The 24,971-nt window shown below is 55.6% G+C and carries 22 protein-coding genes and 1 tRNA gene; 9 read left to right on the top strand and 14 right to left on the bottom strand.

All coding sequences use genetic code 11. From position 1 onward, the window contains the following. Positions 1 to 186 precede the first annotated feature (186 nt). Complete coding sequence (gene ansP / locus SIK69_RS19180) at positions 187 to 1,650, top strand: L-asparagine permease (RefSeq protein WP_319786817.1); 1,464 nt, start codon at positions 187 to 189, stop codon at positions 1,648 to 1,650. An 82-nt stretch (positions 1,651 to 1,732) separates the two neighbouring features. Here the strand turns inward: ansP and yncE are convergent, their stop codons facing one another. Beyond that, positions 1,733 to 2,794, bottom strand: a complete 1,062-nt coding sequence (yncE, locus tag SIK69_RS19185) for a 7-bladed beta-propeller protein YncE (protein WP_319786818.1) — start codon at positions 2,792 to 2,794, stop codon at positions 1,733 to 1,735. Between the two features lie 256 nt (positions 2,795 to 3,050). Between yncE and pqqU the strand changes: the two genes are divergently transcribed. Beyond that, the gene (gene pqqU / locus SIK69_RS19190) at positions 3,051 to 5,165 is read left to right on the top strand and encodes a TonB-dependent receptor PqqU (protein WP_319630262.1); all 2,115 of its coding nucleotides are present in this window, start codon (positions 3,051 to 3,053) and stop codon (positions 5,163 to 5,165) included. A gap of 64 nt (positions 5,166 to 5,229) precedes the next feature. Here pqqU and SIK69_RS19195 read toward each other — a convergent pair whose 3' ends face one another. The 3 genes from SIK69_RS19195 to SIK69_RS19205 form a co-directional block, all read right to left on the bottom strand. Beyond that, positions 5,230 to 5,889 carry a GntR family transcriptional regulator gene (locus SIK69_RS19195; RefSeq protein WP_319630261.1) on the bottom strand — a complete coding sequence of 220 codons (660 nt, stop codon included), beginning with the start codon at positions 5,887 to 5,889 and terminating at the stop codon, positions 5,230 to 5,232. 260 nt (positions 5,890 to 6,149) lie between these two features. After that, positions 6,150 to 7,187 (bottom strand): NADPH-dependent curcumin/dihydrocurcumin reductase, encoded by a 1,038-nt coding sequence (gene curA / locus SIK69_RS19200; protein ID WP_319630260.1) that lies wholly within the window; start codon positions 7,185 to 7,187, stop codon positions 6,150 to 6,152. Positions 7,188 to 7,251: 64 nt separating this feature from the next. Beyond that, positions 7,252 to 7,827, bottom strand: coding sequence for a helix-turn-helix domain-containing protein (locus SIK69_RS19205; protein ID WP_319786819.1), 576 nt, complete (start codon positions 7,825 to 7,827; stop codon positions 7,252 to 7,254). Between the two features lie 121 nt (positions 7,828 to 7,948). On the opposite strand from SIK69_RS19205, the gene SIK69_RS19210 reads away from it, so the two are divergent. Together SIK69_RS19210 and SIK69_RS19215 are read left to right on the top strand one after the other, a co-directional pair. Then, a complete protein-coding gene (locus SIK69_RS19210; RefSeq protein ID WP_319786820.1) occupies positions 7,949 to 8,467 on the top strand; it encodes a GNAT family N-acetyltransferase in 519 nt (172 codons plus the stop codon). Beyond that, positions 8,464 to 8,913 carry a DMT family transporter gene (locus SIK69_RS19215; protein ID WP_319630257.1) on the top strand — a complete coding sequence of 150 codons (450 nt, stop codon included), beginning with the start codon at positions 8,464 to 8,466 and terminating at the stop codon, positions 8,911 to 8,913. Before SIK69_RS19210 ends, SIK69_RS19215 begins: the two co-directional genes overlap by 4 nt. A gap of 120 nt (positions 8,914 to 9,033) precedes the next feature. On the opposite strand, the gene SIK69_RS19220 is transcribed toward SIK69_RS19215, so the two are convergent. Both SIK69_RS19220 and SIK69_RS19225 read right to left on the bottom strand, forming a co-directional pair. Continuing rightward, positions 9,034 to 9,267, bottom strand: a complete 234-nt coding sequence (locus tag SIK69_RS19220; protein WP_319630256.1) for a DUF2526 family protein — start codon at positions 9,265 to 9,267, stop codon at positions 9,034 to 9,036. A gap of 9 nt (positions 9,268 to 9,276) precedes the next feature. Further along, positions 9,277 to 10,878, bottom strand: coding sequence for an ABC transporter substrate-binding protein (locus SIK69_RS19225; RefSeq protein WP_319630255.1), 1,602 nt, complete (start codon positions 10,876 to 10,878; stop codon positions 9,277 to 9,279). Positions 10,879 to 11,149: 271 nt separating this feature from the next. On the opposite strand from SIK69_RS19225, the gene SIK69_RS19230 reads away from it, so the two are divergent. Genes SIK69_RS19230 through SIK69_RS19240 form a run of 3 tightly spaced genes read left to right on the top strand, consistent with a single transcriptional unit; the run spans position 11,150 to position 17,609 of the window. After that, positions 11,150 to 12,487 carry an SrfA family protein gene (locus SIK69_RS19230; RefSeq protein ID WP_319630254.1) on the top strand — a complete coding sequence of 446 codons (1,338 nt, stop codon included), beginning with the start codon at positions 11,150 to 11,152 and terminating at the stop codon, positions 12,485 to 12,487. Between the two features lie 2 nt (positions 12,488 to 12,489). After that, positions 12,490 to 15,471 (top strand): virulence factor SrfB, encoded by a 2,982-nt coding sequence (locus SIK69_RS19235; protein WP_319786821.1) that lies wholly within the window; start codon positions 12,490 to 12,492, stop codon positions 15,469 to 15,471. Further along, the gene (locus SIK69_RS19240) at positions 15,468 to 17,609 is read left to right on the top strand and encodes a virulence factor SrfC family protein (protein WP_319786822.1); all 2,142 of its coding nucleotides are present in this window, start codon (positions 15,468 to 15,470) and stop codon (positions 17,607 to 17,609) included. The genes SIK69_RS19235 and SIK69_RS19240 overlap by 4 nt, the downstream gene beginning before the upstream one ends. Before the next feature lie 314 nt (positions 17,610 to 17,923). Here SIK69_RS19240 and SIK69_RS19245 read toward each other — a convergent pair whose 3' ends face one another. Further along, positions 17,924 to 18,097, bottom strand: coding sequence for a GhoT/OrtT family toxin (locus tag SIK69_RS19245; protein WP_319630250.1), 174 nt, complete (start codon positions 18,095 to 18,097; stop codon positions 17,924 to 17,926). A gap of 184 nt (positions 18,098 to 18,281) precedes the next feature. Here SIK69_RS19245 and yncL point away from each other — a divergent pair, with 184 nt between their 5' ends. Beyond that, a complete protein-coding gene (gene yncL / locus SIK69_RS19250; protein WP_319630249.1) occupies positions 18,282 to 18,374 on the top strand; it encodes a stress response membrane protein YncL in 93 nt (30 codons plus the stop codon). Positions 18,375 to 18,427: 53 nt separating this feature from the next. Here the strand turns inward: yncL and SIK69_RS19255 are convergent, their stop codons facing one another. From SIK69_RS19255 to SIK69_RS19270, 4 genes are all read right to left on the bottom strand, one after another. After that, a complete protein-coding gene (locus SIK69_RS19255; protein ID WP_319630248.1) occupies positions 18,428 to 18,676 on the bottom strand; it encodes a hypothetical protein in 249 nt (82 codons plus the stop codon). A 77-nt stretch (positions 18,677 to 18,753) separates the two neighbouring features. Continuing rightward, complete coding sequence (locus tag SIK69_RS19260; protein WP_319786823.1) at positions 18,754 to 19,320, bottom strand: GNAT family N-acetyltransferase; 567 nt, start codon at positions 19,318 to 19,320, stop codon at positions 18,754 to 18,756. Positions 19,321 to 19,489: 169 nt separating this feature from the next. After that, a complete protein-coding gene (locus SIK69_RS19265) occupies positions 19,490 to 19,717 on the bottom strand; it encodes a hypothetical protein (protein WP_319630246.1) in 228 nt (75 codons plus the stop codon). An 82-nt stretch (positions 19,718 to 19,799) separates the two neighbouring features. Continuing rightward, positions 19,800 to 19,877 (bottom strand) — tRNA-Gln (locus tag SIK69_RS19270). A gap of 172 nt (positions 19,878 to 20,049) precedes the next feature. Here SIK69_RS19270 and SIK69_RS19275 point away from each other — a divergent pair. Next, positions 20,050 to 20,892: an MBL fold metallo-hydrolase gene (locus tag SIK69_RS19275; RefSeq protein ID WP_319630245.1), complete on the top strand. Its 843-nt coding sequence runs from the start codon at positions 20,050 to 20,052 to the stop codon at positions 20,890 to 20,892. A gap of 210 nt (positions 20,893 to 21,102) precedes the next feature. On the opposite strand, the gene SIK69_RS19280 is transcribed toward SIK69_RS19275, so the two are convergent. The 3 genes from SIK69_RS19280 to SIK69_RS19290 form a co-directional block, all read right to left on the bottom strand. Then, entirely contained in the window at positions 21,103 to 21,456 is a 354-nt protein-coding gene (locus SIK69_RS19280; protein ID WP_319786824.1) for a hypothetical protein, read from the bottom strand. A gap of 249 nt (positions 21,457 to 21,705) precedes the next feature. After that, positions 21,706 to 23,130 carry an aminobutyraldehyde dehydrogenase gene (patD, locus tag SIK69_RS19285; RefSeq protein WP_319786825.1) on the bottom strand — a complete coding sequence of 475 codons (1,425 nt, stop codon included), beginning with the start codon at positions 23,128 to 23,130 and terminating at the stop codon, positions 21,706 to 21,708. 312 nt (positions 23,131 to 23,442) lie between these two features. Further along, positions 23,443 to 24,858 (bottom strand): aminotransferase-like domain-containing protein, encoded by a 1,416-nt coding sequence (locus SIK69_RS19290; RefSeq protein WP_319630243.1) that lies wholly within the window; start codon positions 24,856 to 24,858, stop codon positions 23,443 to 23,445. Positions 24,859 to 24,971 lie beyond the last annotated feature (113 nt).

The raw sequence follows: 24,971 nt of genomic DNA on the forward strand, positions 1-24,971 counted from the left end.
CACTGGAATGGCGCGTATCTTTTGCGTCACTTAACATTTGCAGGTAGGATGCTGCGCCATGTTTTGCCTTATCTCTACGCCAGAATGTTCAGAAAGGCAGAACTCTGTGCTGCCGCGCAATCGTTTAAACGCTGCGGCACTTTTTGGGCCCCGATAAGGGGTAAAGACAGGAAAACGGGATACAACATGACCACAAAACACGACAGCACGGCGGAGCATCACGCAGCTAAACGCCGCTGGCTGAACTCGCATGAAGCGGGTTATCACAAGGCGATGGGCAACCGTCAGGTTCAAATGATCGCCATCGGCGGCGCAATCGGTACCGGTCTGTTTTTAGGTGCCGGGGCGCGCTTACAAATGGCAGGCCCCTCTCTCGCCATCGTCTATCTGGTGTGCGGCATTTTCTCTTTCTTCATTCTTCGTGCGTTGGGCGAACTGGTGCTGCATCGCCCATCAAGCGGGAGCTTCGTGTCCTACGCCCGTGAATTCCTCGGCGAAAAAGCGGCCTACGTCGCGGGCTGGATGTACTTCGTCAACTGGGCGATGACCGGCATCGTCGACATCACCGCCGTGGCGCTGTACATGCACTATTGGGGCGCGTTTGGCGACGTTCCGCAATGGGTCTTTGCCCTCGGCGCACTGGCTATCGTCGGCACCATGAATATGATTGGCGTGAAGTGGTTCGCCGAGATGGAGTTCTGGTTCGCGCTGGTTAAAGTGCTGGCGATTGTGGCCTTCCTGGTGGTCGGGACACTCTTCCTTGGCAGCGGTAAACCACTCGACGGCGGCACCACCGGCTTCCATTTAATTACCGATAACGGAGGCTTCTTCCCGCACGGACTGCTGCCTGCGCTGGTGCTGGTTCAGGGCGTAGTGTTTGCGTTTGCGTCGATTGAGCTGGTCGGTACTGCGGCGGGGGAATGTAAAGATCCGCAGACCATGGTGCCAAAAGCAATTAACAGCGTTATCTGGCGCATCGGCCTGTTCTACGTTGGATCGGTCGTGCTGCTGGTGCTGCTATTGCCGTGGAATGCCTACCAGGCCGGGCAAAGCCCGTTCGTCACCTTCTTCTCGAAGCTCGGCGTGCCTTATATTGGCGATGTGATGAACATGGTGGTTCTGACGGCGGCACTGTCCAGCCTGAATTCTGGGTTATATTCGACGGGCCGAATTCTGCGCTCAATGTCGATGGGCGGTTCTGCGCCGAAGTTCATGTCAAAAATGAGCAAACAACATGTGCCTTACGCGGGGATCCTGGCCACACTGGTCGTGTATGTGTTTGGCGTGTTCCTGAATTATCTGGTGCCATCGCAGGTCTTTGAGATTGTGCTGAACGTCGCCTCGATCGGCATTATCGCCTCCTGGGCGTTCATCGTGGTGTGCCAGATGCGCCTGCGTAAGTTCATTAAAGAAGGCAAATGCGCCGACGTCAGTTTCAAGCTGCCGGGTGCGCCATTCACCTCATGGTTGACCCTGCTGTTCCTGCTCAGCGTGCTGGTGCTGATGGCCTTTGACTATCCAAACGGCACTTACACCATCGCCTCGATCCCCCTGTTAGCCGTGCTGTTGATTGCGGGCTGGTTCGGTGTGCGTAAGCGAGTGGGCGAGATCCACAGCACCGCCCCGGTGCATCCGGACGAGATGAAATAAAGTTGTAGGCCTGGTCGGCGCAAGCGCCACCGGGCAGGATGGTGAAAGCCCGGCGGCGAAGCTTGCCGGGCTTTTTTGTGGATTACAGCGTAATACGAATCACATCGTCCGGCTGGGTGGCTTCTTTCTCACGGCTGGATGCCTGCTTCACACTGACGTACAGCGTTTTGCCATCGGCGGAAAGCGCCAGGCTGTTCGGGTTGGTTGGCGTATCGAACGTTTTCACCACTTTATGGGTTTTGGCGTCAATCACGCTGACCTGCCCGGCTTTACGATGCGTGACGTAAACTTCGTTCCGGGTTGGGTTGAACAGCACTGCTAAGGATTCCGGCACCGCAATTTTGTGCAGCACTTTACCGGCACGATAATCGACGACCAGCACTTCGGGCTGTTTGAAATCGGTGATGTACGCCCGATGATTGGCGGTATCTAGCGCGATATTCAGGAACGCATGTTCTTTACCGTCATCCAGTAGTTTCTGGCGGGTCAGAATGCTGTTTTTATCGGTGTCTATAGTGACCAGTTCACCCTCTGCGTTCACGGTGTATAAACGTTGCGCCTCGTTATCCAGCGCCAGCGCGGTCGCCCGACTGCCGACGCCGCTGATAGTTGCTTTCAGTTTCAGCGTTGCACCATCAATCACCCACACCACGCTCTCTTTACCGACCCCGGTAACGTAAACGGTATTGGTTTTGCCATCCACGGCCAGCTCGCGCGGCTGCAATGGTTTTACCGTTTCGCTACGCTGACGTGGATCCAGCACCACACGCCCTTTCACATCCCCCGTTTTTGCATCGATGGCAGTAACGGTGCCGTGAGTGGTATTGCCGAACCACAGCGTTTGCGTCTGGGTATCGAGCGTGGCCCCAAACGGTTTTAAATCGCTGTGAATGATCTGGGTCGCCTCCAGCGTCACCGGGTCAAGACGGTAAATCACCCCGCCTTTATCGATTTTACGGCTCTGTGAGGTCGCAACCCACAGCGCGTTTTCCTGCTGGCTGACGGCCATCTCATAAACCCCTTTCCCGACGGCTTTGCGCAGCATTTCATCCGCGGCGTGGGCGCTGAACGATCCGGCCAGCAGTAAAGAGGACAACAGCAGAGAACGGCGAAAACGCGGCATGGACATCTGACGTAAAGACATGACGACTCCCTTTGAAATGCAAAATTTTGTACTGCCCGACATGCTTCCTGCTCGCAGCGTCATGGCACTGCGTTAGTTGTTGAGAATAGTAATCATTAATAACTCAAAAGGGGAGCGTTTATTCCGCCGCTTCGCTATAAATGTGCCATTGTTAAACCTGTGTTTAACGTAACGTGCCGTTAAACTTTTCAAATAATTTACAAAAGAAGTAACATATTCACAGTTGTTCCATTTGGTTCATTATCACGAGAATTACATGAAAATCATTACTGTCCGCAGGGCCGCGCTTCCGGCATTGCTCTTGCCGCTTCTTTCACTGTCTGACGCCCAGGCTGCCGACGAACAGACGATGGTGGTCTCCGCCAGCCCACAAGCCGTTTCTGAACTGGATACGCCAGCCGCCGTTAGCGTCGTTAATGGCGAAGATATGCGTCACGCCGCCCCACAGGTGAATCTGTCGGAATCGCTGGGGGCAGTGCCCGGCCTTCAGGTACAGAACCGTCAAAACTATGCCCAGGATTTACAGCTGTCGGTGCGGGGTTTTGGTTCACGTTCGACCTTCGGCGTGCGCGGCATTCGTATTTATGTGGATGGGATCCCGTCGACCATGCCCGATGGACAGGGTCAAACTTCGAATATCGACATTGGTAGTATCGACAACGTGGAAGTGCTGCGCGGCCCGTTCTCGGCGCTGTACGGCAACTCCTCCGGCGGGGTGGTCAACGTCACCACCCAAACCGGCCAGCAGCCAACGACCCTTGAAGCCAACAGCTATTACGGCAGCTTCGGCAGCTGGCGCTACGGGCTGAAGGCCAGCGGCGCGGTGGGGGATGGAACGCAGGCAGGCGATGTGGATTACACCGTGTCCACCTCCCGGTTCAATACCCACGGTTACCGCGATCACAGCGGCGCGCGCAAGAATCTGGCCAACGCCAAACTCGGCGTACGCATCAATGACGTCAGCAAACTGACGCTGCTGTTCAACAGCGTGGATATCAAAGCCAACGATCCGGGCGGCCTGAGCTATAGCGAATGGCGAGCCGATCCGCGCCAGTCACCGCGCGGCGACCAGTACAACACCCGCAAAGAAACCAAGCAGACCCAGGCGGGCCTGCACTACGAGCGTGAGCTCAGCGCCCACGACGATTTGAGCGTGATGATGTACGCTGGTGAACGCCAGACCACCCAGTATCAGTCGATCCCGATGGCACCGCAGCTCAAGCCTTCCCACTCCGGCGGCGTTATCGACCTTGATCGTCATTATCAGGGGATCGACACCCGCTGGACGCACCGTGGTGAGCTATTGGTTCCGGTCACCTTCACCACCGGTCTCGATTACGAGAACATGAGCGAGAAGCGCAAAGGTTACGAAAACTATGTGCTGAATAACAGCGTGCCGGAGTACGGGCAACAGGGTGCGATGCGTCGCAACGAACGCAACCTGATGTGGAACCTCGACCCGTACCTGCAAACCCAGTGGCAGCTGACCGATAAGCTGACGCTGGATGCAGGCGTGCGCTACAGCTCGGTGTGGTTCGACTCCAATGATTCCTATGTCACTCCGGGCAACGGCGACGATAGCGGCGACGCCAGCTATCACAAATGGCTCCCGGCGGGCTCCCTGAAATACGCTGTGACCGACGCGTGGAACGTCTATGTTTCAGCGGGACGCGGATTTGAGACGCCGACCATCAACGAATTGTCCTACCGTCCAGATAATCAGAGCGGCCTGAACTTTGGCCTTGAGCCCTCGACCAATGAAACGGTCGAAATTGGCAGCAAAGCGCGAATCGGCAACGGGCTGCTCACCGCCGCCCTGTTCCAGACCGATACCGATAATGAAATCGTGACCGACACCAGCAGTGGCGGGCGTACCACCTACAAGAATGCCGGTAAAACCCGCCGTCAGGGCGCGGAGTTGTCGCTCGATCAGCAGTTTGGTGAAAGCTGGAAATTGAAAGCGGCGTGGACGTGGCTCGACGCGACCTACCGCAGCAATGTGTGTGACGACAGTAACTGTAACGGCAATCGTATTCCGGGTATCGCACGCAATATGGGTTACGCCTCGTTTGGTTATGAACCTGAAATGGGCTGGTATGCAGGAAGCGATATTCGTTATATGAGCGATATCATGGCTAACGACGAAAACACCGCCAAAGCACCGTCCTGGACCGTGGTCGGGCTGAACACCGGCTACAAGTTTGGCCTCGGCGACAACTGGAAAATGGACCTGTATGGCCGCGTCGATAACCTGTTCGACCGTGAATATGCAGGATCGGTGATTGTGAACGAATCTAACGGACGTTATTACGAACCGGCCCCAGGGCGTAATTACGGCGTCGGTTTATCGGTGGCGTACCAGTTCCAGTAGTCTTTTTTGCGTGCCGGAAATTCCGGCACGCTATATTAAGTTCGTAATTCGTTAATAACGTAAATTAATTAATATACTGCCGCTGTAAAATAGCCGCCCCCTGATCGATGGCCCGACACATCGCCGCCCCACTCTGCGCTTCATCTTTTTTCTCCAGCGCACTCAGCAAATCGTCATAATAACGATGCTGTTTAAACACCTCGCACGACATCGGATGCAAATAATTAAAGCACGGACCAATCCGCACCCACAGTTGCTCGATGAGTGCGGTCAGCGTCGGCATGTCGGCATAGTCGTACAGACGGAAGCGGAAACGGCAGTTGGCCTGCAACGCCCGCTCCATATCGCCCTGCGCTTTGGCCTCGTGAAATGCCTCCACGTAGTGACGTAAATCGTGCAGTTTTTCCTCGGTCATCAATGCCGCCGCCGCAGACGCCGCCATACTCTCCAGTTTCTTGCGGATCTGATTGATTTCGTTGTATCGCTGGAGTGTTACTTCTGGAACCAAAAACGCCTGCGCAGGCGTGGCCTGAAGAGCACCGGCAGAAACAAGGCGCAACAGCGCTTCCCGCACCGGGGTGATGCTGGTCCCTAATTGCTCGGCAAGATCCCGCGTGACCAGCCGAGCTCCGGGTTTGAGTGCGCCAATAATCAGCGCGCTCTTTAAATTCACTTCAACCTGCATGGTCAGACTCATTCGCTGTGCTTTTTCAAAATCAAGCATGGTTATTTCCTGTTTCCATAAGCATTGTTCTCGTCACGGCCTAAGAGAAAACAACTCTGCACGATGGCAAAAATTCGCCTGTATCGTGGTGGTGTTGGAAATAACATGGAGCAATCTGCTACAAATATTAATTTTTTAATTATTAGGTTGTTATTAAGGCCGTGCACATCATACAAATTAACTATTGCAGGATTAATTAAAGACGCTAATGGGATTTTTGCACGAAAAGTTGCGGCGCTCGGAGCGCCGCTCGTCATTTTTTACTCGTCGGAGCCGACGCGAATAACGACTTTACCGAAATTTTTACCCTTTAACAGACCAAAGAAGGCCTCTGGCGCTTGTTCCAGCCCATCGGTAATCTGTTCACGATATTTTATCAATCCTTCGCTGATCCATTGCCCCATCGCCTGCTGGAACTCACCAATGCGATGACCGTAATCCTGACCGATGATAAAGCCCTGCATGCGGATACGCTTTTTCAGTATCGTGCCCATCAGCAGCGGTAGACGGTCCGGACCGGCAGGCAGGTCAGTCGCGTTGTACCCACTTACCAGGCCGCAGACCGGCACGCGCGCCGCGGTGTTCAGCAACGGCAATACCGCATCAAACACCTTCCCGCCGACGTTTTCGTAGTACACGTCAATGCCCTGTGGACAGGCTTGCGCCAGCTGTTCGGCGAAATCATCCGCGCGATGATCGAGACATTCATCAAAGCCCAGCGTGTCGACGGCGTAACGGCATTTTTCACTACCGCCCGCGATGCCCACAACTCGGCAGCCTTTAATCTTGCCGATCTGCCCAACGGTCGCGCCGACCGGCCCGGTTGCCGCAGCCACTACCAAGGTTTCACCGGCTTTCGGCTGACCGATATCCAGCAGCCCCATATAGGCGGTAAAACCCGGCATTCCGAGAATACCCAGCGCCCAGGAAGGATGTTCCGGATTATCCCCCAGCTTCACCAGCCCTTGCCCGTCTGAAATCTCATAGTTCTGCCAGCCGCCGTAGCTCAGCACCCAATCACCCGGTTTAAAACCGTCGAGATTGGACTGCTCGACGCGGCTCACCGTGCCGCCCACCATCGTCGCGCCTATTTCCACTGGCGGCGAATAGGACGGGGCATCGCTCATGCGGCCACGCATGTACGGGTCAAGCGAAAGATAAACGGTGCGCAGCAGCAGTTGCCCGCTGCCCGGGGTGGGAATGTCGCCCTCTTCAAGGCGGAAATTGTCCTTCACTGGCTCGCCGTGGGGACGTGATGCCAGAACCCAGCGACGATGACGTAACGTGTGTTGACTCATGGTCTGCTCCTTGTGTGAAAACATCTCCTGAGACTAGTCGTTCCTCGCCAGGTGTGCATTACCATTAAGAGCCAGAATGGTTCAGGCGCACCACGAGATAAACGCAGGTTTCAGGGGTTTCATTGATAAAACGACAGTCGTTCGGCGGCCCGAGCTCCAGGCAATCCCCGGCCTGCATCGCGTGCCGGGTGTCGCCTTCGATAAACAGCAGTTCGCCCTTTTGCAGCCAGATAAGCTGACGCGCCAGGGCATAAGACGACGCAGGCATCGGAATATCGCTCCCGGCAGGCAGCTCGACCTGCACCAGGTCAATCGGCAAATCGCTACGCGGCGACACGTGACGGCGCAAATAATGGCTTTGTGGATCGTGCCAGACGGGTTGATTGGCAAAGCGCAGCAGTTTTCCTTCCTGCATTTCGGCCCGGGCGATCAGCGTAGACATGCTAATGCCGAATGCGCCGGATAAGCGACCCAGCATCGTCGCCGTCGGGCTACTGTCGCCGCGTTCGATCTTGTGGATCATCGCCCGCGATGCGCCCGCGCGCTCCGCCAGTTCGCTGAGTGACCAGCCCCGGGACTCACGCTCGATGCGGATCCGCGCGCTGATGCGCTGGTTAAGATTGTCTTCGATAGTCTTCATGGCGTAATACTATAGTGCATTACGTTGTGTTTTCTACCCACTCTCTGACGGGCCTCTTGTCAAACCTGACAGAACTATAGTATCTATATCGTACTACTATAGTGAACACCCGAGGCTTGCCATGAACATCCGTTACGCCAGCATTGATGACTGCGCGGCGATTGCCGAAATCTATAATCATGCGGTACTGCATACCGCGGCTATCTGGAACGACCAAACCGTTGATACCGACAACCGCATTGCCTGGTATGAAGCGCGCCAGATAGCCGGATATCCGGTGCTGGTGAGCGAAGAAAATGGCACAGTGACCGGCTACGCCTCTTTCGGCGACTGGCGTGCCTTCGACGGATTCCGCCATACCGTTGAGCATTCAGTGTACGTTCACCCCGACCATCAGGGCAAAGGTCTGGGCCGGGCGCTGCTGACCCAGTTGATCCTCGAAGCGCAACAGATGGGTAAACACGTGATGATTGCCGGCATCGAGTCGCAAAACCAGGCCTCTCTGAAGCTGCACGCCGCGCTCGGATTCATCACTACCGCGCAAATGCCGCAGGTAGGCACCAAGTTTGGTCGCTGGCTGGATCTGACCTTTATGCAACTCCAGCTCGACGATCGCCGGGACCCGGACGGACGCGGATGAACCAGTCGTTAACCCTCACCTTTCTGATTGCCGCCGGAATCGGGCTGGTTATCCAGAACACGCTGATGGTGCGCATCACCCAGTCGGCATCGACGATCCTTATCGCCATGCTGCTCAATTCGCTGGTCGGCATTGTGCTGTTCGTATCGATTTTGCTGATTAAACATGGACTGAGCGGTTTTCAGGAACTGGCTTCTACCGTCAAATGGTGGACTTTAATTCCTGGATTATTGGGCTCGTTTTTTGTTTTCGCCAGCATCAGTGGTTATCAGTATGTCGGCGCGGCAACCACCATTGCGGTGCTGGTCGCCAGCCAGCTGATTGGCGGCCTGGCGATGGATATCCTGCGCCAACAGGGCATTCCGTGGCGGGCACTGGTCGGCCCGGTTTGTGGTGCAGTGATGCTGGTGGTCGGCGCATGGCTGGTCGCCAGGCGTTCGTTCTGAATCATTTTCTCTATCAAAGCGCCCGGCGGCGCTACACGTGCAAGGCCTACGTCCCGTTCAATAACTTGATTTTGTAGACCTGATAAGCGTCAGCGCCATCGGGCAGAAAAGCGAGCAGAACTAAATAATCGAGCCACCTTTGGTGAGATTCTCGTGGCGTTCTTCCTCTTCTTCCTTGTGATGACGCCCTTTATGCGCGATGGCGGTACGCAGGCGCTGCTGCTGGGTAAACCTATCTTCCCGGCTCAGCTCTGCGTCATCGCTCAGTGTCACCAGCAATTCATTCATCCCGATGATAGAACCATCGTTAATTGCTGCATCCACCCGGGTACTGACCTCATCCAAATGTGACATACCGTCTCCTTAATTCAGCTTCGCTTTTGAAAAATCACTGCCCATCAGGCTGACACTGTATCCGGACACGTTGCTGCGGGTGGCGTAGAAGGTTTTCCCATTAGCAAGCGCAATCCACGGTGCCTGCTTATAGAAAATGTCCTGTGCCTGTTGATACAACTTCGCACGCGCGGCCGGATCGCTGGTCAGTTTGGCTTTTTTAACCAGGCCATCATACCCCTTATCGCACCAGCGTGCGGCATTTGAGCCGGTTTTTATGCTGTCACAGCCCAGCAGCGTATCGGCGAAGTTATCCGGATCGCCGTTGTCAGACATCCAGCCAAACAGCGCCGAATCGTGCTCCCCTTTGCGCATTCCGGAAAGGTATTCGCCCCACTCGTAGGTGGTGATCCTGGCCTTAATCCCGACTTTCGCCCAGTCGCTCTGGATCATCTCGGCAATACGACGGGAGTTCGGATTATACGGACGCTGCACCGGCATCGACCACAGCGTCACTTCCGCGCCCTTCTCCAGCCCGGCCTGCTTCAGCAGCGCTTTGGCTTTTTCAGGGTTGTAATCGTAGTCCGGCAGGTTAGCGTCGTACCCGAGCATTTTCGGCGGCAGCGGAGATTTAGCAACCGTGCCAGAGCCCATAAACACCGCATTGACGATGGCTTTTTTATCGGTGGCGTAGTTCAGCGCCTGACGTACCAGCACGTTATCGAACGGTTTTTTCTCGGTGTTAAACGCCAGATAGCCGACGTTAAGCGCCTCAACCGCATTCAGTTTCAGATCTTTATTTTTCTGAATGACATCAAACTGTACCGGCGATGGCGCAGGGATAATCTGACATTCATTGGTTTGCAGCTTCGCCAGACGGGTTTCAACATTCGGCGTGATGGCGAAGATCAGATGTTTAGTTGGCACTTCACCGTCCCAATAATTCGGATTGGCGAGATAACGAATTTGCGAATCGGTTTTATACTGCTGTAACACGTACGGTCCGGTGCCGATTGGCCAGGTATCAACGTACTCCGGCGTGCCCTTTTTCATCATTGCATCCGCATATTCCGCCGACAGGATTGAGGCGAAATCCATTCCCCAATCAGCAAGGAACGCGGCGTTCGGTTCGGTCAGCTCAAATTGGACGTGGTAATCATCAATCTTCTTCACGTCTTTAATCAGCTTATCGAGGCCGACGTCGGTGAAATATTCGTAATTACCCTGCGACACTTTGTGATAGGGATGATTTTCATCTTTCTGACGCAACACCGAGAAAATAACGTCATCGGCGTTGAAATCGCGGGTCGGTTTAAAATATTTGTTGCTGTTGAACTTCACGCCCTGACGCAGCGTAAAGGTATAGGTTTTACCGTCCGGGGAGATAGTCCAGGCCGTAGCCAGTGATGGAACCGGCGTATTTTTCTGTGGATCGAAGTTGATCAGGCGGTTATACAGAGTTTGCGAGCTTGCCACAAACGTCGGTCCGGAGCTGGCAATCTGTGGATTAAATGACTCCGGTGACGCTTCAGAGCAATAAATCAGTGTGTCGTTATTCGCCGCGATAGCGGTCCCTGCCGGGAATAATGCGCTGAGGGCCAGCGCCAGCAGCGTTTTGCCTTTTAAGGTCATGTTATAAGCCTTTCGCTTTTATTATATGAGGCTTAATCACAGCACAGGAGGTGTATCCTGGCAAATAACCAAAGCGCATCAGGTTATGCTTAAAGCGTAAATTCAGACGATTTATTCACCAGTAATTTCGCTTAAGTCCCTTAGCGGAAAGCAAGCCTTTAGCGCAAATTCAATAGCCAGAGTATTTGCTGTTTTTGCCTTTTCCTCGCCCGTTTATCCCTTACCCGCCTGCGGTAGAGTAGCGGCGTGAAAAAGTCGATGGGATAAGAACGTGGCAAAAACTTTACTACGCAGCGGCAGTCTGGACGATTTCCAGTCCTTGGGCGGCGGCGGCCAGGCCGTATTTGCATCAGCATTACAGATACGTGAGACGCTGCGCCTGCGCAAACAGCAGTTGCTGGTTGACTGTCTGGCGGTTCCGCAGGTCAACGATGAAGGCGATCGCGTGGACTGGTACTCCCCGGTGGAAGGCGACGTGCTGGCGTGGAAAGCGGCAGACGACAACCTGCGCGAACACGCGCTGCGCCAACTGAAAACCATGGCCGACGACGCGTTGAGCCTGGCCCGCAAATGTCAGCAATCCGACAAAACCGCCCAGCAACTGTTCGGCGCGTTGCTGGAAAAAGCATTGCAGTTTCCTGGCGAAAACCACGTTTTCCTCGTCGGCGGCAAGCCGGTGCTCACCTTCTGGGGCTTCGTCAATCTGAACGAAAGCGCCCGCGAAGAGCTGTTAGGCTGCCTGCATCTCGCCCCGGTTCCAGAACCGCAGAGAGAACTCGATGACGACATTCCTGAAGCGGACAGCGTAAAAGTCACCTTCAGCGATGCCGACGAACCGCTGCTGGCTGCGCCTGTATCATTAAGTATCATTCAGCAACCGGTGGCCGAACCTGACCTCATCCCGGAACCGACGGCACCTGCTGAAATCGACATTCCATCCGCACCCGTGGCTGAGAAAAAAGCCCGGCGTATTCCGCTGTGGAGCCTGCCGGTGGCCGCCGTGATTGTAGCCGCCGTCGCCGGGCCGCTGCTCTGGCCGCGTCAGACTACTTCCGCTGAACCGGTCGTGGCGCATGTGGAACCCGAAAAACTCGTGCCTGAGCGCTCTACCCCGCCGCTGCCAGCCCTGAACCCAACTCTGCCGCTGCATCAGGCGATCGTCACGGCCTCAGCGGCTCCGACGATAAAAGAAGACGCGAAGCCAGTGGTGATTGCTGCGATCCCGAAAGACGCGCTGGTCATGGAAGCCGATCAAATGCGGGCGGGCACCACCAGGTTCCTTAATGGCAATTGGCGCGTGCTTGTCGACGTGAAAGATCCGGTCACCGGCAAAGCCCCGTCGCTGCGCTATCAAATTCAAAATAACAAAGGCACCGTCCGCCTGGTGCATGGCGACAGCGTGGTCTGCAAAAGCGAAATATTCTCAGGGCTGCATCAGAACGGCGAGTTGATGATAAAAAGCCGCGGCAATGCGCGTTGCAGCGACGGATCGCGCTATCCGATGCCAGAAATCTCCTGCAAAGCAGGCACCAGCGATGTTGCCGAATGCACAGGCCGTTACGACGCGAATACCGTTGTGCCGATAACCTTCCGTAAAGTGGGAGCGTGATAATGCTGGTTACCCTTTGCGATTACCAACAGAGCGTCACGCTGATTGCCAACAGCGGCGTGCAGTTCCTCGACTTTGGCCTGACGCCACAGGATTCCTTGAGCAATGGCCGCTTCGTGCGTAAAACCGCGAATGGCCCGCTGCTGCGACTGAATTATGACATCGTCAATTGCCGCTACACCCTGCCGCCCATCGACGGTCAGCAGGCGGAAGTGGTCAAGCCGGAAAGCACGCTGCCGCTGGAGCAATCGCTGGCGGTGCTCGACGGTGTCTGGCTCCCGTTGCCGTTCCTGCGTTTTAACCCCCCGCGCACCTTCGTTGAAGGGCCGGATAACTGGGCGCGCGTACAAATTCGTAAACTGCCGGAACCGGACAGCGCCGGAAACACCCATCGCGTGACTATCGCGCTCGACAGTCAGATCCGCGATGACGCGCCGATGGGGTTGGCCCCGGTTGACAATGACCTGCTGAACGGCACCCGGTTTGCGCTGGCCTGGCGCGATGAAGAAGTCGCCGATTTTCTCGATCAAACCTGGATTGACGGCTGGCTGCGGGAAGTCTTCAGCCACTACGCCTGCGTTGAGGAAAACCGAAGCGAGCGGGAAATAGCCCAGGCGATGCGCGGCTTTGAGTATCAGGGCCACTGGCTGAACCTGCTGGCGCTGCTCGGCGAACAGCTCAAGGTGCCGGAAGTGAAAATCGTCACCGCTACCGTCAGCACTCCGGCAATACCGGTCGACTTAATCCTCGATGTCGGTAACAGCCACACCTGCGGCGTAATCATTGAAGATCATGGCGATGCCAACGACGGCCTGCGCCAGACGGCTGAATTACAGGTGCGATCGCTGAGCGAACCGCAGTTCCTCAATGCCCCCCTGTTTACCAGCCGTCTTGAGTTCTCCGAGGCGCGTTTTGGCAAGCAACACTTCTCCGTTGAAAGCGGACGGGAGGATGCCTTCATCTGGCCGTCGATCGTTCGCGTGGGCGATGAGGCCCGCAAACTGGCGATGCAACGGTTGGGTACAGAAGGCAACAGCGGTATCTCCAGCCCACGTCGCTACCTGTGGGATGAAACGCCAACCGTGCAGGACTGGCGTTTCAGCCAGATGAACAGCCGAACCCAGCGCGAACCGGTCGCCGCCGCCTTCCCGCTCGCGTATCTGATGAACGATGACGGACAGCCGCTGTTTACCCTGCCGCAGGATGAGCGGATGCCGGTGTTTTCGCCGCAGTACAGCCGCAGCACCCTGATGACGCATATGCTGTGCGAAATTCTTGCTCAGGCACTGGGGCAAATTAACAGCGTGGCGACCCGTCAGCGTCTCGGTTTTCCGTCCTCACCGCGCCAGTTGCGGACCCTGATTTTGACCCTGCCATCGGCGATGCCCAAGCAGGAGCGGGAGATATTCCGCCGCCGGATGTTTGAAGCGATCGCGCTGGTGTGGAAAGCGCTCGGTTGGCACCCGCAGGACGACGATTTCGCCACCCAAAAACAGCAGGATAAGAGCGTCGTTCCAGTGCCTAAAATCCATATGGAATGGGACGAAGCCAGCTGTGGACAGCTGGTGTGGCTGTATAACGAAGCAATGTCGCATTTTGGCGGGCAAACCGAAGCGTTTTTTGCCGCCCTTGCCCGGCCTGACCGTCAGGCGGAACCCGGCACCCGTCCGGGTCGTGCGCTGCGTGTCGCGGCGGTCGATCTTGGCGGTGGCACCACCGACATGGCGATCACCCATTATCGTCTGGATGAAGGCACCGGTAGCAACGTCAAAATCAGCCCGCAGCTGCTGTTCCGCGAAGGTTTTAAGGTCGCGGGCGATGATATTTTGCTCGACATTATTCAGCGCTGCGTCCTGCCCGCACTGCAAAACCAGCTGCAAAAATCCGGCATTGCCGATGCCCCTGCATTGATGGCAACGCTGTTCGGTGATTCCGGGCGCATCGACACCCAGGCGGTGCTGCGCCAGCAAACTACGCTGCAATTGTTCATGCCTATCGGGCATGCCATCCTCGGCGCATGGGAACAGAGCGACATCAACGATCCGCTGGCTGGCCTGCATGCCACCTTTGGCGAGCTGTTGCCCCAGGTGCCGACCCGCAACGTGATGAACTACGTTGGGCAGGCTATTGGTCACGCCTTACCGCCGGGGTCTGAACCCTTCGACGTGCTGGCGACACCGCTACAGGTCAGCTTCCGCAGCCTACACGAAGCCATGCTCGCCGGGGAGTTCACCATCGCCGCGCCCCTGCACGCGGTCTGCGAAGCTATTTCACACTATGCCTGCGACGTATTGCTGGTCACTGGCCGTCCAGGCTGCCTGCCCGGCGTACAGGCGCTGATTCGCTACCTGCAACCGGTGCCGGTCAACCGAATGGTGTGGATGGACAGCTATCACGTTCATGAATGGTATCCGTTCAGCCAGCAAGGTCGGATTGGCAATCCGAAATCCACTGCGGCCGTTGGCGCGATGCTGTGCAGTCTGGCGCTGGATCTGCGTTTGCCACGCTTCAACTTTAAGGCCGCCGATATCGGGGCTTACTCCACCGTGCGTTACCTCGGCGTGCTGGACAATACCGTCAATACCCTGCGGGAAGAGAACATCTGGTATGCAGAACTCGATCTCGACAAGCCCGGCGCGAAAGTCGATGCCCGGCTGCACTTCCCGCTACGCGGCAACGTCACGCTCGGCTTCCGTCAGCTCGCGAACGCCCGCTGGCCCGCCACACCGCTGTATACGCTGAGCATCAACTCCCCGGAGGTGGCCAAAGCCATCGCCGGAGACGGCGTTTTGCAGGTGCGATTACAGCTATCCGGCGGCAATCGCAGTCAGGGCCCGGAAGCTTTTACCCTGGCAGATGCCTGGCTGCAGGACGGCACCCCGGTGCCACCGGACGCCCTGACGCTGAAACTGAACACTCTGGCCGACCGCCGTCACAGCGGCAGCCACTACTGGATAGACAGCGGGAGCGTTTACCTGAAATGAGCCAACTGCAAACCATCATCGACTGGAGCCGCGCCACCCGCCGGATCTCGCCCATTTTTGATACCGATGCCGACGCGTTGCTAACGCGTTTATATCAGCTGAAAGCGCAGGAAACCGCGCTGCATGAGGCGCATTCCGCACCTGCCAGCATCGCGCTATTTGGCCATTCGCAGGCGGCAAAAGCCCATCTGCTCGGCGCGCTATGCAGTAGCGGTAATGGCCGTCTGCTGGTGCAGGCCGGGAGCAAAACCCTTGACTACTTCACCCATCTCAATCCAGGTCACGCCCTGACGCGAATGGCCCTGCGCTTCAGTCATTGCGAGCAAGCAGCCGATGACGCTTTCCCATTGCGCTTGCGTATCATGCGCGAAGCAGACCTGGTGCAGGTGTTTCTCGCCCACGCCGTACAGCAGGGCAACGTGCGCCCGGTAGCAAAATCGGTGGTGGCGACCCGGCTGAACGCCTGGCAATCGCTGCGTCAGACGCAACCCGTGCCGGGAATTAATCAAGAGGAGGTGGCGGCGATAGCCCGCTTCTGGCAGGAACGTACCCCGGCGCATCAACAACACATCGACGACACTCTGTGGCAGCAGTTTATTCAGCTGTTACCGTGCCTCGATCTCAGCGCACGTGCCAGCGCCTGGGCGTTGCTGTGGGGTGAACAACAGGAGTTGACGCGTCAGTGGCTGACGCTGGCCCATGTGCTCCAGCAATGTGGCAATGCCCGCGAACTGGCAGCCCCGCTGAGTCTGCTGGTTGACAGCTTTACCTTGCCTGCCGAAGGTTTCCTGACGCCGGAAAGCGAGCCTGAAGGTGAAACGGTGGTGCATCCGCTGCGTGACGGGACAATACACAGTGCAGTCAGTCTTCCGCTCAATGCACTCGCCCTGTTGACCATCGAATTAGTGTTACCGACCGAAAATGGCGTACTGGATAATGTCGATCTGATCGATATTCCGCACACTGCGCACGAAGATAACGAGGCATTGTGGGCCAGTAAATGTCGCTGGCTGCTGGACTACTATCGACAGCAGTATCAGCCTGACCTGCTGCTAATCTGCAATGCGGCAGCATCACGCGCACACATCCCTGCCAGCGCCCGCGCGCTGTCGAAATGGGTGGGCGATACGCAACCACAGCATGAGGGGGACCTGCCGGGTCTGGTATGGGCCATCACTCCGCAGGATGACCGCTTTGTGCGAAAACTTAACCTCGACGAAGCCGTGCAGCAACTGATCGAAAAGCCCGGCCAGCGCTGGGGAACATTACAGGCGCTGGACAGCAGCAGCCTGCAACGTTTGATTGAATGGCTGTCGCAGGCCACGGTTCCCGCGCGGCGTGTAGCGCGTTTGCAAAGGCTGGCAGAGCGTCAGCATCAGCAGCTTCGCCAGATAATGTCTGGCTGGCAGCAGGATGCCGGAAGCGATGCCGCCAGCGTACGGCTTCAGGCAGAAAATGTGGTGCGCGAACTGCAGGGCCACGCCGCCATTCTCGGCGAACTGCTGGAAGGGTTACTGCCCCCGCTTGCCAGCTTTGAGTTGCTCAGCCAGGTGCAGCAGCCGCGCGAAGAGAAAGTAAGTGATTTGTTTAGCGACAACGTCGACTTGTTTGCCCAAGCCGACGACTCGCAGCCCAACGGCCATGCCCATCAGGACAATGGCTTTCAGGCGCATGCCCTGTGGGTGAATTACCTGCGCCAATGGAGTCGGAGTGAGGTTCATGCCCAGCGGTATGGGTTGTCGCCTGCGGTTCTGCAACAGTTGGCCGATATACTGATTATCACCAGCTATCGTCTGGAACTGCCTAAGCAACTACAGACCGTTACCCCTGACGAGCGTGCCAGTGCGGCACACCTGCGGGCGACCATCAGTAACTATCTGGCCTGGCTGGGCTACGCCGATTTGCCAGTCGATGCCCGCCCGGCCAGCCGGGTGGTGAAAGGCAGCACACTGTTTGCTCCGACGACGAGCAATACCGAACGCCTGACTCAACTCGGTGAGCGTCCGGCTCACGCCGCCACCCGCTACGTCTATGACTGGTTAGTGGCGCTGTTTACCCGTGCCACCGAAGCCCCTGACTACCGCCCTCCGCTGGATGTCTCCCCGGAAGCCCGCGCCAAACTGACCGCCCTGCTTTGACGGAGTTGAGGCTCACAGGGATGTGAGTCTAAAGATCCCATCTTAACCCTCGTTCCTTATAAAAATTCGGGCCAAAATGGCGGCCAGCGCAGAGGGGTTTTCCCAGGACATAGAGTGCCCCGCGTTAGGAACAACATGGAGTGGGAGCCCGGCGTTTGCCACGGCGGTAGCATCCTCATCGGGTACGGGTAGGTCATGCCAGCGGACGGTAGCCCCGGCAATCGTGGAGAACAAGCTTTGCATTTGGCGCTCCTTTTTAACGATACTGTTTTTTTATACAGCACTTTAAAAAGAATGGCGAGCCCCTGTCCGGATCAGAACATCGACAGCAAGAGTGCCACCGGGAAACTGAACGGCCAGGTCGCGCCGATTAACACCGTGGCAATCAGGCGGATTCGCTTGCTCTCTTTGGTGAGAAACCACGTGATGAAGGCGCTAATGGTGGCCATAATGGCGTAAAAAATAAGCATGTGCTGGTAGAGCGTCATAGGAAAAAACTCGATCTGCGTCAAAAAATTTCGCGCGCAATATGCCATTTTTTTTGACGTGTATCAAATTTCTACAAATACGCAGTAAGAATGAGGGGCCGAATGTAAAAACAGACTTTGTCTGATTGCGAACTTGGGGATCGACGACTATATCATTAGAGGCCGATAAATAGAGGATGGTGCTATGGATGTCTCAAGCAAAACCGTTTTCCTGATTAATGTCTTTGTTGCCGTTGCCCTTGTTAGCCTGCTGTCGATTCGCTTTGGCTGGATTTGATAATGATGCTGAGAACAGAAAAGCAGCCAGTTGGCTGCTTTTTGCTTTTAAAATCATTCAGTTGTGGTTTTAACCTTCGCCGCACTTGCATTGTACGCCGCCTGTAGTGCCGCGGCGTTGTCATACTGCGTGGGATCGTACTGGGGTAACGGATGCGCTTTCTCGTAAGCCCACTCCGCTGCGTTGCAGTCCGCCTCGGAACCCCCTTTCTTTTCGCACTCGGCGATGCGATGCGCCGGTGAATGGGTACAACCACTCAAAAAAGCCAGCGCGATGAACGCGCAAATAAACGGTTTCTTCATGACAACGTAAGATTATGACCAAGGATGAGAAAGCGGACGATCCTCGCATAACGCGTTAAAACCTGTCAAAACCCGATTTATCTGGAAATATGTCGGCGCACCATGTCTTGTCGCTGGCGATGCCACTCTTCCGACTTCAGTACGTAGAACAGGCTCGGCGTGACATTCGCAATATCGGCTATCTGTCCACGCAGCGCCAGCCCGGCTTTTAGCAGCACCCGCTGTGACACCAAATGCTCAGGGCGGACTATCGCGGTGACTTTCTTCAATTGTTGTTCATCAAATGCGTAATCCAGCATTCGCTGACAAAACTCGGTTGCCAGTCCTTTTCCCCAGGCCTCGGTCGCAAAACGGTAGCCGAGATTCCAGGTCATCGCATCTGCCAGCGGGCGAAGGCTGATCCCACCGAAACCAATCACCGCCTGCGGCTGTAGTCTGTCATAAATCGCCATTTGACCGAAACCATGCTGCTGCCAGCCCTGGAGCCATTGCGCCAGCCGGGTTTTAGCAAAAGCGATATCAGGGTACGGTCCGGCGGGATTGAAGGTGTTAGTTGCGGGGTCGCCATAAATTCGGAAAAGACAGGTTGCATCATCGGCGCGCACCGGACGCATGATCAGTCGTTCTGAAGCAATAAATTGCATGTCGATTTTCTCACCGCTCCATGAATGGGATACCCGACGCAGAATCAAAGGCTGGCAGGTATGAGGTCACCTGATTATGGACACTTTTCGCTTTTTTGCGTGGCTGAGCACTGAAAAAAGAAAAGCCGCACGAGGCGGCTTAGCGGGAATGACAAGATTTACGAGACGTTTAGACCGCAGCGCCTTCCAGTGCATCCTGAATGGCATCGGCTAATGTGGCAACTTCCTGCGCCACGTTGCGCAAATCCATCTGGCTGCGAATGCCTGAATTTGCCGTTGAGGCAGACACCGACGCCTTAGAAATTTCTAATGCTGCCTGAACGGCCAGCAGGCGTTTGCGGTTTTCGGCGGCATCCGCACCAGTCGCATCATCGAGATCAAAATACCCTTCTAACATCGCTCTCTCCTTAGTTGTCTATAAATCGGTGGTTAAGAGCAGGATACTGAAAACCCCGACATAAGCCAGAGTTATAGGTAATTGGACCGCCACCGAGGCCTCGAACCTCGTACACTACAACATCAAATGTCATTTGCTCTTCCAGCTGAGCTAGTGGCGGTTTGGGCGAAAGATAATACGCTTGAATAAATGACATTACAATTATTAGGCCTAATAATGTCTTATTGCTCAATAAGTAAACACCACATCCCGCTGGCGCGATGAATGAATTATTCTCAATATCCGCCAGCAATGACGGCAGGTAAGATGAAAAAAAACCGCAGGAGACTGGAATGACCCGTCCACAGTTTGCATCACGTCAGATTGGTGAGTATATCGTTACCGCATTGAGCGACGGAAATATGGCCGCCAGCCTCGATTTGTTAGTCGGCGTCGATTCCGTCGATGCCGGTGAAATTCAGCGCCAGGCCGGGATCGGAGACGCCGGAAACATTCATATCAATGGCTATTTAATCCGTGGAAAAGGTCGCACTATTCTGGTGGATTCTGGCACCGGTGGGCTGAATAACGCCGGCGGCCTGTTGCAACAGAATCTGGTCGCGGTCGGCGTCTGTCCTGAGGAAATTGATACCATTCTGCTGACCCACGCGCACCCCGACCATATCGGCGGCCTGCTTGACGCCGAGGCGCAGCCAGTATTCACCCGCGCCAAGGTGTATATTCATCCGCTTGAAGTTGAACACTGGCTGGATAACGACAAACAGCAGCGAGCCGTTGAACGCGTACAGCGTATTTTTGCCCTCGTCCGTCGTACCCTGAACGCCTACCAGCCCGCCGTTGAGATGCTGAACGACAGCGAAGTGGCTCCGGGCATTCGTCCGGTCTCTCTGCCAGGCCACACACCAGGGCATACCGGCTTTCGGATTGATTCACAGGGGCAAAGTCTGCTTATCTGGGGCGATATCGTGCATTACCCCCATATTCAGACCGCGCATCCCGATGCATCGATAGCCTTTGATATCGATCCTGCGCAGGCCGAGGCCACGCGCACTGCACTGCTCGCACAGGTGGTGGATGAAAATCTGCTGATTGCCGGAATGCATTTCGGCGCGCAGGGTTTTGCGCACATTCTCCCGGCGGGGGATGGTTATCGGGTGGCGTACCTGGAAGAATAAATACCCGACAAGCAGTAGCACAAAACGAATCATCATCTAAGAAGGTTTTGAGTTGTTTCGTGCTAATTTTTTGCCCCACCCATGCCCCATGACCTCACCGGCACATCGTCCAGTGATATGCGTGACTCAATGGAGTCTGTAGCTGGTGAGGATCACGTTACAGGCACAAAAAAAGCCACCGGAAGGTGGCCTGCCATCGTTCTATTTCGATTAGCGTGTCTCGCAACCAGCCTGAGACTTGTCGATGATTTGCGTACCCTCGACACGGTAGCCGAAGGTGCCGAACAGGAATGCATGGTTTAGCTGATAAACGACTACATCACTCAGACCAACCGCACACTTATCTTTCTCTATAGCGCGATCCATTGCAGTTTTCACACTCGGAATGCCAAGTGGGAAAATCACTATCGGCGCTTTATCTTCGCCAGTTACACGCTGTCCTTTTTCGAACTTGGCAGCATTCAGGTTATAGTTTTTGGTACTACCCACGGTCATATCCGCAACGCGGACAGTACAACCAGACAGCATTAATGCGCCAAGCGCTAAAGCAATTACCTTTTTCACTTATGTTTCCTTTGCTTGAAATCGAAAACATATTAACAGCATGATTATTATGGTTAAAGATAAAACCCGCAGTTAAGCGGGTTGGGTTTGCACTGCGTTAACTGAAGCTTCTGGTTAAAACAGCTTTCGACGGTCCGCTCCAGATAGCCCTGCTAAAAAACAACAATTTTGACTTCAATGCCCCGCAGATGCCCCACAAGAAAGTGGCTGGAATACAAGAGATATATATCCCAGCCGCTTAACCACTCCTTAGTGTTTAATCATTACATGCCGCACCACGGTGTAATCTTCGAGGCCGTAGACCGACATATCCTTGCCGTAGCCCGACAATTTTTGCCCACCGTGTGGCATTTCGCTGACCAGCATAAAGTGAGTGTTGACCCAGGTGCAGCCGTATTGCAAACGCGCACTCATGCGATGGGCTCGACCTACGTCCTGGGTCCACACCGATGAGGCCAGGCCGTACTGCGAATCGTTGGCCCAGCCGAGGACCTGCTCTTCGTCATCAAACAGCGTGACGCTAACCACCGGGCCGAACACTTCGCGCTGGACGATATCGTCTTCCTGCTTGGCCCCGGCCAGCACCGTCGGTTGAAAGTGATAGCCGCTGCCCGGTACTTTTTCGCCGCCGGTCACTACCTTGATATGGCTGAGACGGCGGGCTTTTTCCACCGCCTGGCTGACCCTCTCCAGATGCGCCTGCGAGCTCAGCGGCCCCAGCTCGGTGGATTCATCGTTCGGACAGCCCATTTTCAGCGTCGACACCGCCGCGCCGAGTTTTTCAACCAGCGCGTCATATACGCCTCTCTGCACGTACAGCCGACACGCCGCGGTACAGTCCTGCCCGGCGTTGTAGAAGCCGAAGGTTCGTACCCCTTCCACCACCGCCTCCAGATCCGCATCATCAAATACGATGACCGGCGCTTTACCCCCCAGTTCCATATGGGTGCGTTTAATCGACGGCGCGGTGTGGGAGATAATGTGCTCCCCGGTGGCAATCGACCCGGTGAGTGATACCATGCGCACTTTTTCATGTCCGGTCAGGGGGTCGCCGACGGTTTTGCCCCGGCCAAACAGCACATTAATCACCCCGGCAGGGAAAATATCTTTCGCCAGTTCGGCCAGTTTTAACGCCGTCAACGGAGTAATTTCAGAGGGTTTGATCACTACGCAGTTACCCGCCGCCAGCGCCGGGGCAAGCTTCCACGCCGCCATCATCAACGGATAGTTCCACGGCGCAATCGACGCCACTACCCCGACCGGATCACGGCGGATCATCGAGGTGTGCCCTTCCAGATATTCACCCGCCGCCAGGCCATTCAGGCAGCGTGCGGCCCCCGCAAAGAAGCGGAAAACGTCGACCACCGCAGGCAGTTCGTCGTTGATGACACAATGCAGCGGTTTACCGCAGTTCAGCGATTCCAGCTTCGCTAACGTTTCGGCATTTTGCTCAATCACCTCCGCCAGTTTCAACAGGCATTCAGCCCGCGCTTTCGGCGTGGTTTGGCCCCATTGGACAAACGCGCGATCGGCGGCAAGAACGGCAGCATCAACCTGCTCTGCGCTGGCTTCGGCGATTTCTATAATCACTTCTCCGGTGGCAGGATTATAGACCGACTGTTTTTCGCCGTGGCCTGCGACCAGTTCACCGTTTATCAATAAGTTGTGTTGCATACCCTGCTCCCTACTTGTGCAGTTATTTATCGCTACCGGCAGCCGCGCCGTAAAAATATGTTCCTTAATAACCGTAGACGGCGGAATACGCGCGCAGGGGGAAATTTCACCAGGTTGTGACAAAGGGCGCATTACGCTGAAAATGAAACGATATATCTCAATTAAAGGCAGTATAGACAGGAAGTTAAGTGACGTTCTCAGGTATGCATATTTCCTATGATGCGGGTAAACGAAATAACCCAACAAAGGGTTATTAAACTATCGTCGGGTTATTTCCGTTTTGGGAAAAAGATATTCAGTAAATAAGAACGTTTATTCGGTCAACATTTCTTTTATCAACTGGCCCAGCACTTTTACCCCCTGCTCTTCGCGCTCACTCCACCCCCAGGCGGTGTTAAAACGGAAGAACGATGCCCAGCTGTCGGTGGTTGAGAACATCTTGCCCGGCGCGATACTGATTTTATGCGCCAGCGCCCGTGCGCCAAGCTCACCGGCGTCGATCCCGGCGGGTAGCTCCAGCCACAAGAAGTAGCCGCTGTCGTTATGATGGATTTTCACCTCGGCGGGTAAATGGCGAAGCAGCGCCTGCCAGGCCAAATGTTTCCGCTCTGCCAGCTGGCGACGTAGACGCCGCAGGTGCGCGTCATAACGTTTGGTGCCGAGATAATCGACCAGCGCCATCTGCATCGGCGAGCTGGTCGACAACGTGCTCATTAACTGCAAATGCTGAATACGCTGGGCGTGCTTACCCGCCGCCACCCAACCGATGCGAAAGCCCGGCACCAGGCATTTGGAAAACGAACTGCAGTGCAGGGTCATATCATCACGATCCCAGGCTTTAGCGGGCAGCGGCTTCTCGCGACCAAACCACAGTTCGCTGTAAACATCGTCCTCAATCAGCACCACGTTATGCGCACTCAGCAGCGCCACCAGCTGAGCCTTTTTCTCCGGTGAAAGGGTAAAACCGAGCGGGTTTTGGCTGTTGGTCATCAGCCAGCAGGCTTTTACCGGATACTCTTTCAACGCCTGTTCCAGCGCCAGCAGATCGATCCCCTCTTTCACATCCGAGGCCACCGACAGCGCTTTCAGCTTCAGGCGTTCCAGCGCCTGTAAGGCACCATAGAAACAGGGATTCTCGACGATCACCCAGTCGCCCGGTTCGGTCACCGCCTGCAAACTCAGGTTCAGCGCTTCAAGCGCCCCGGCGGTAATCACGATTTCATCGGGCGAAATGTTCATGCCCTGTAACGCATAGCGGCGGGCGATGGCGTGGCGGAGCTCGGCATTCCCCGGCGGCAGATTTTCAATCACGCTCATGGCGGTGGCGGTTTTGCTCACCTGCGCCAGCGAACGGTTCAGCTGCTGGAGTGGAAACAGGCGCGGATCGGGAAACGCCGAGGCGAACGGCAGAACCGCCGCATCGCGGCTGGCCTGCAACACCCCGAAAATATAGGTATTGATATCCACCGCTTCATCGCGCATTACCTGCGCGGGCGGCGCGGTTTTAATCTGTTTCACCGGGCGCGGCGCAACGTAATAGCCCGACTGCGGCCTGGCGATGATCCGCCCCTGGCTTTCCAGCAACTGATACGCGTGGCCAACGGTCATAAAACTCATCCCGCTGATAGTAACCTGCTCGCGCAGCGACGGCAGTCGGTCGCCGGGCTGCCACACGCCAAGGCCAATCTGTTCAGTAATTTGCTGCGCCAGGCGCTGGTATTTTTTCATCGTGGGTTTCGCCGGTTTTATGACAGATGTAAAAAGTAGCATGATTAATGTAACTGTTATAGGTAAATAAACACCGACTGTGGCTGCTACTCCATTGTCACAATCAATACCAT

Origin of the sequence: Scandinavium lactucae (assembly GCF_033843265.1) — a bacterium.
Taxonomy (GTDB): Bacteria; Pseudomonadota; Gammaproteobacteria; order Enterobacterales; family Enterobacteriaceae; genus Scandinavium; species Scandinavium lactucae.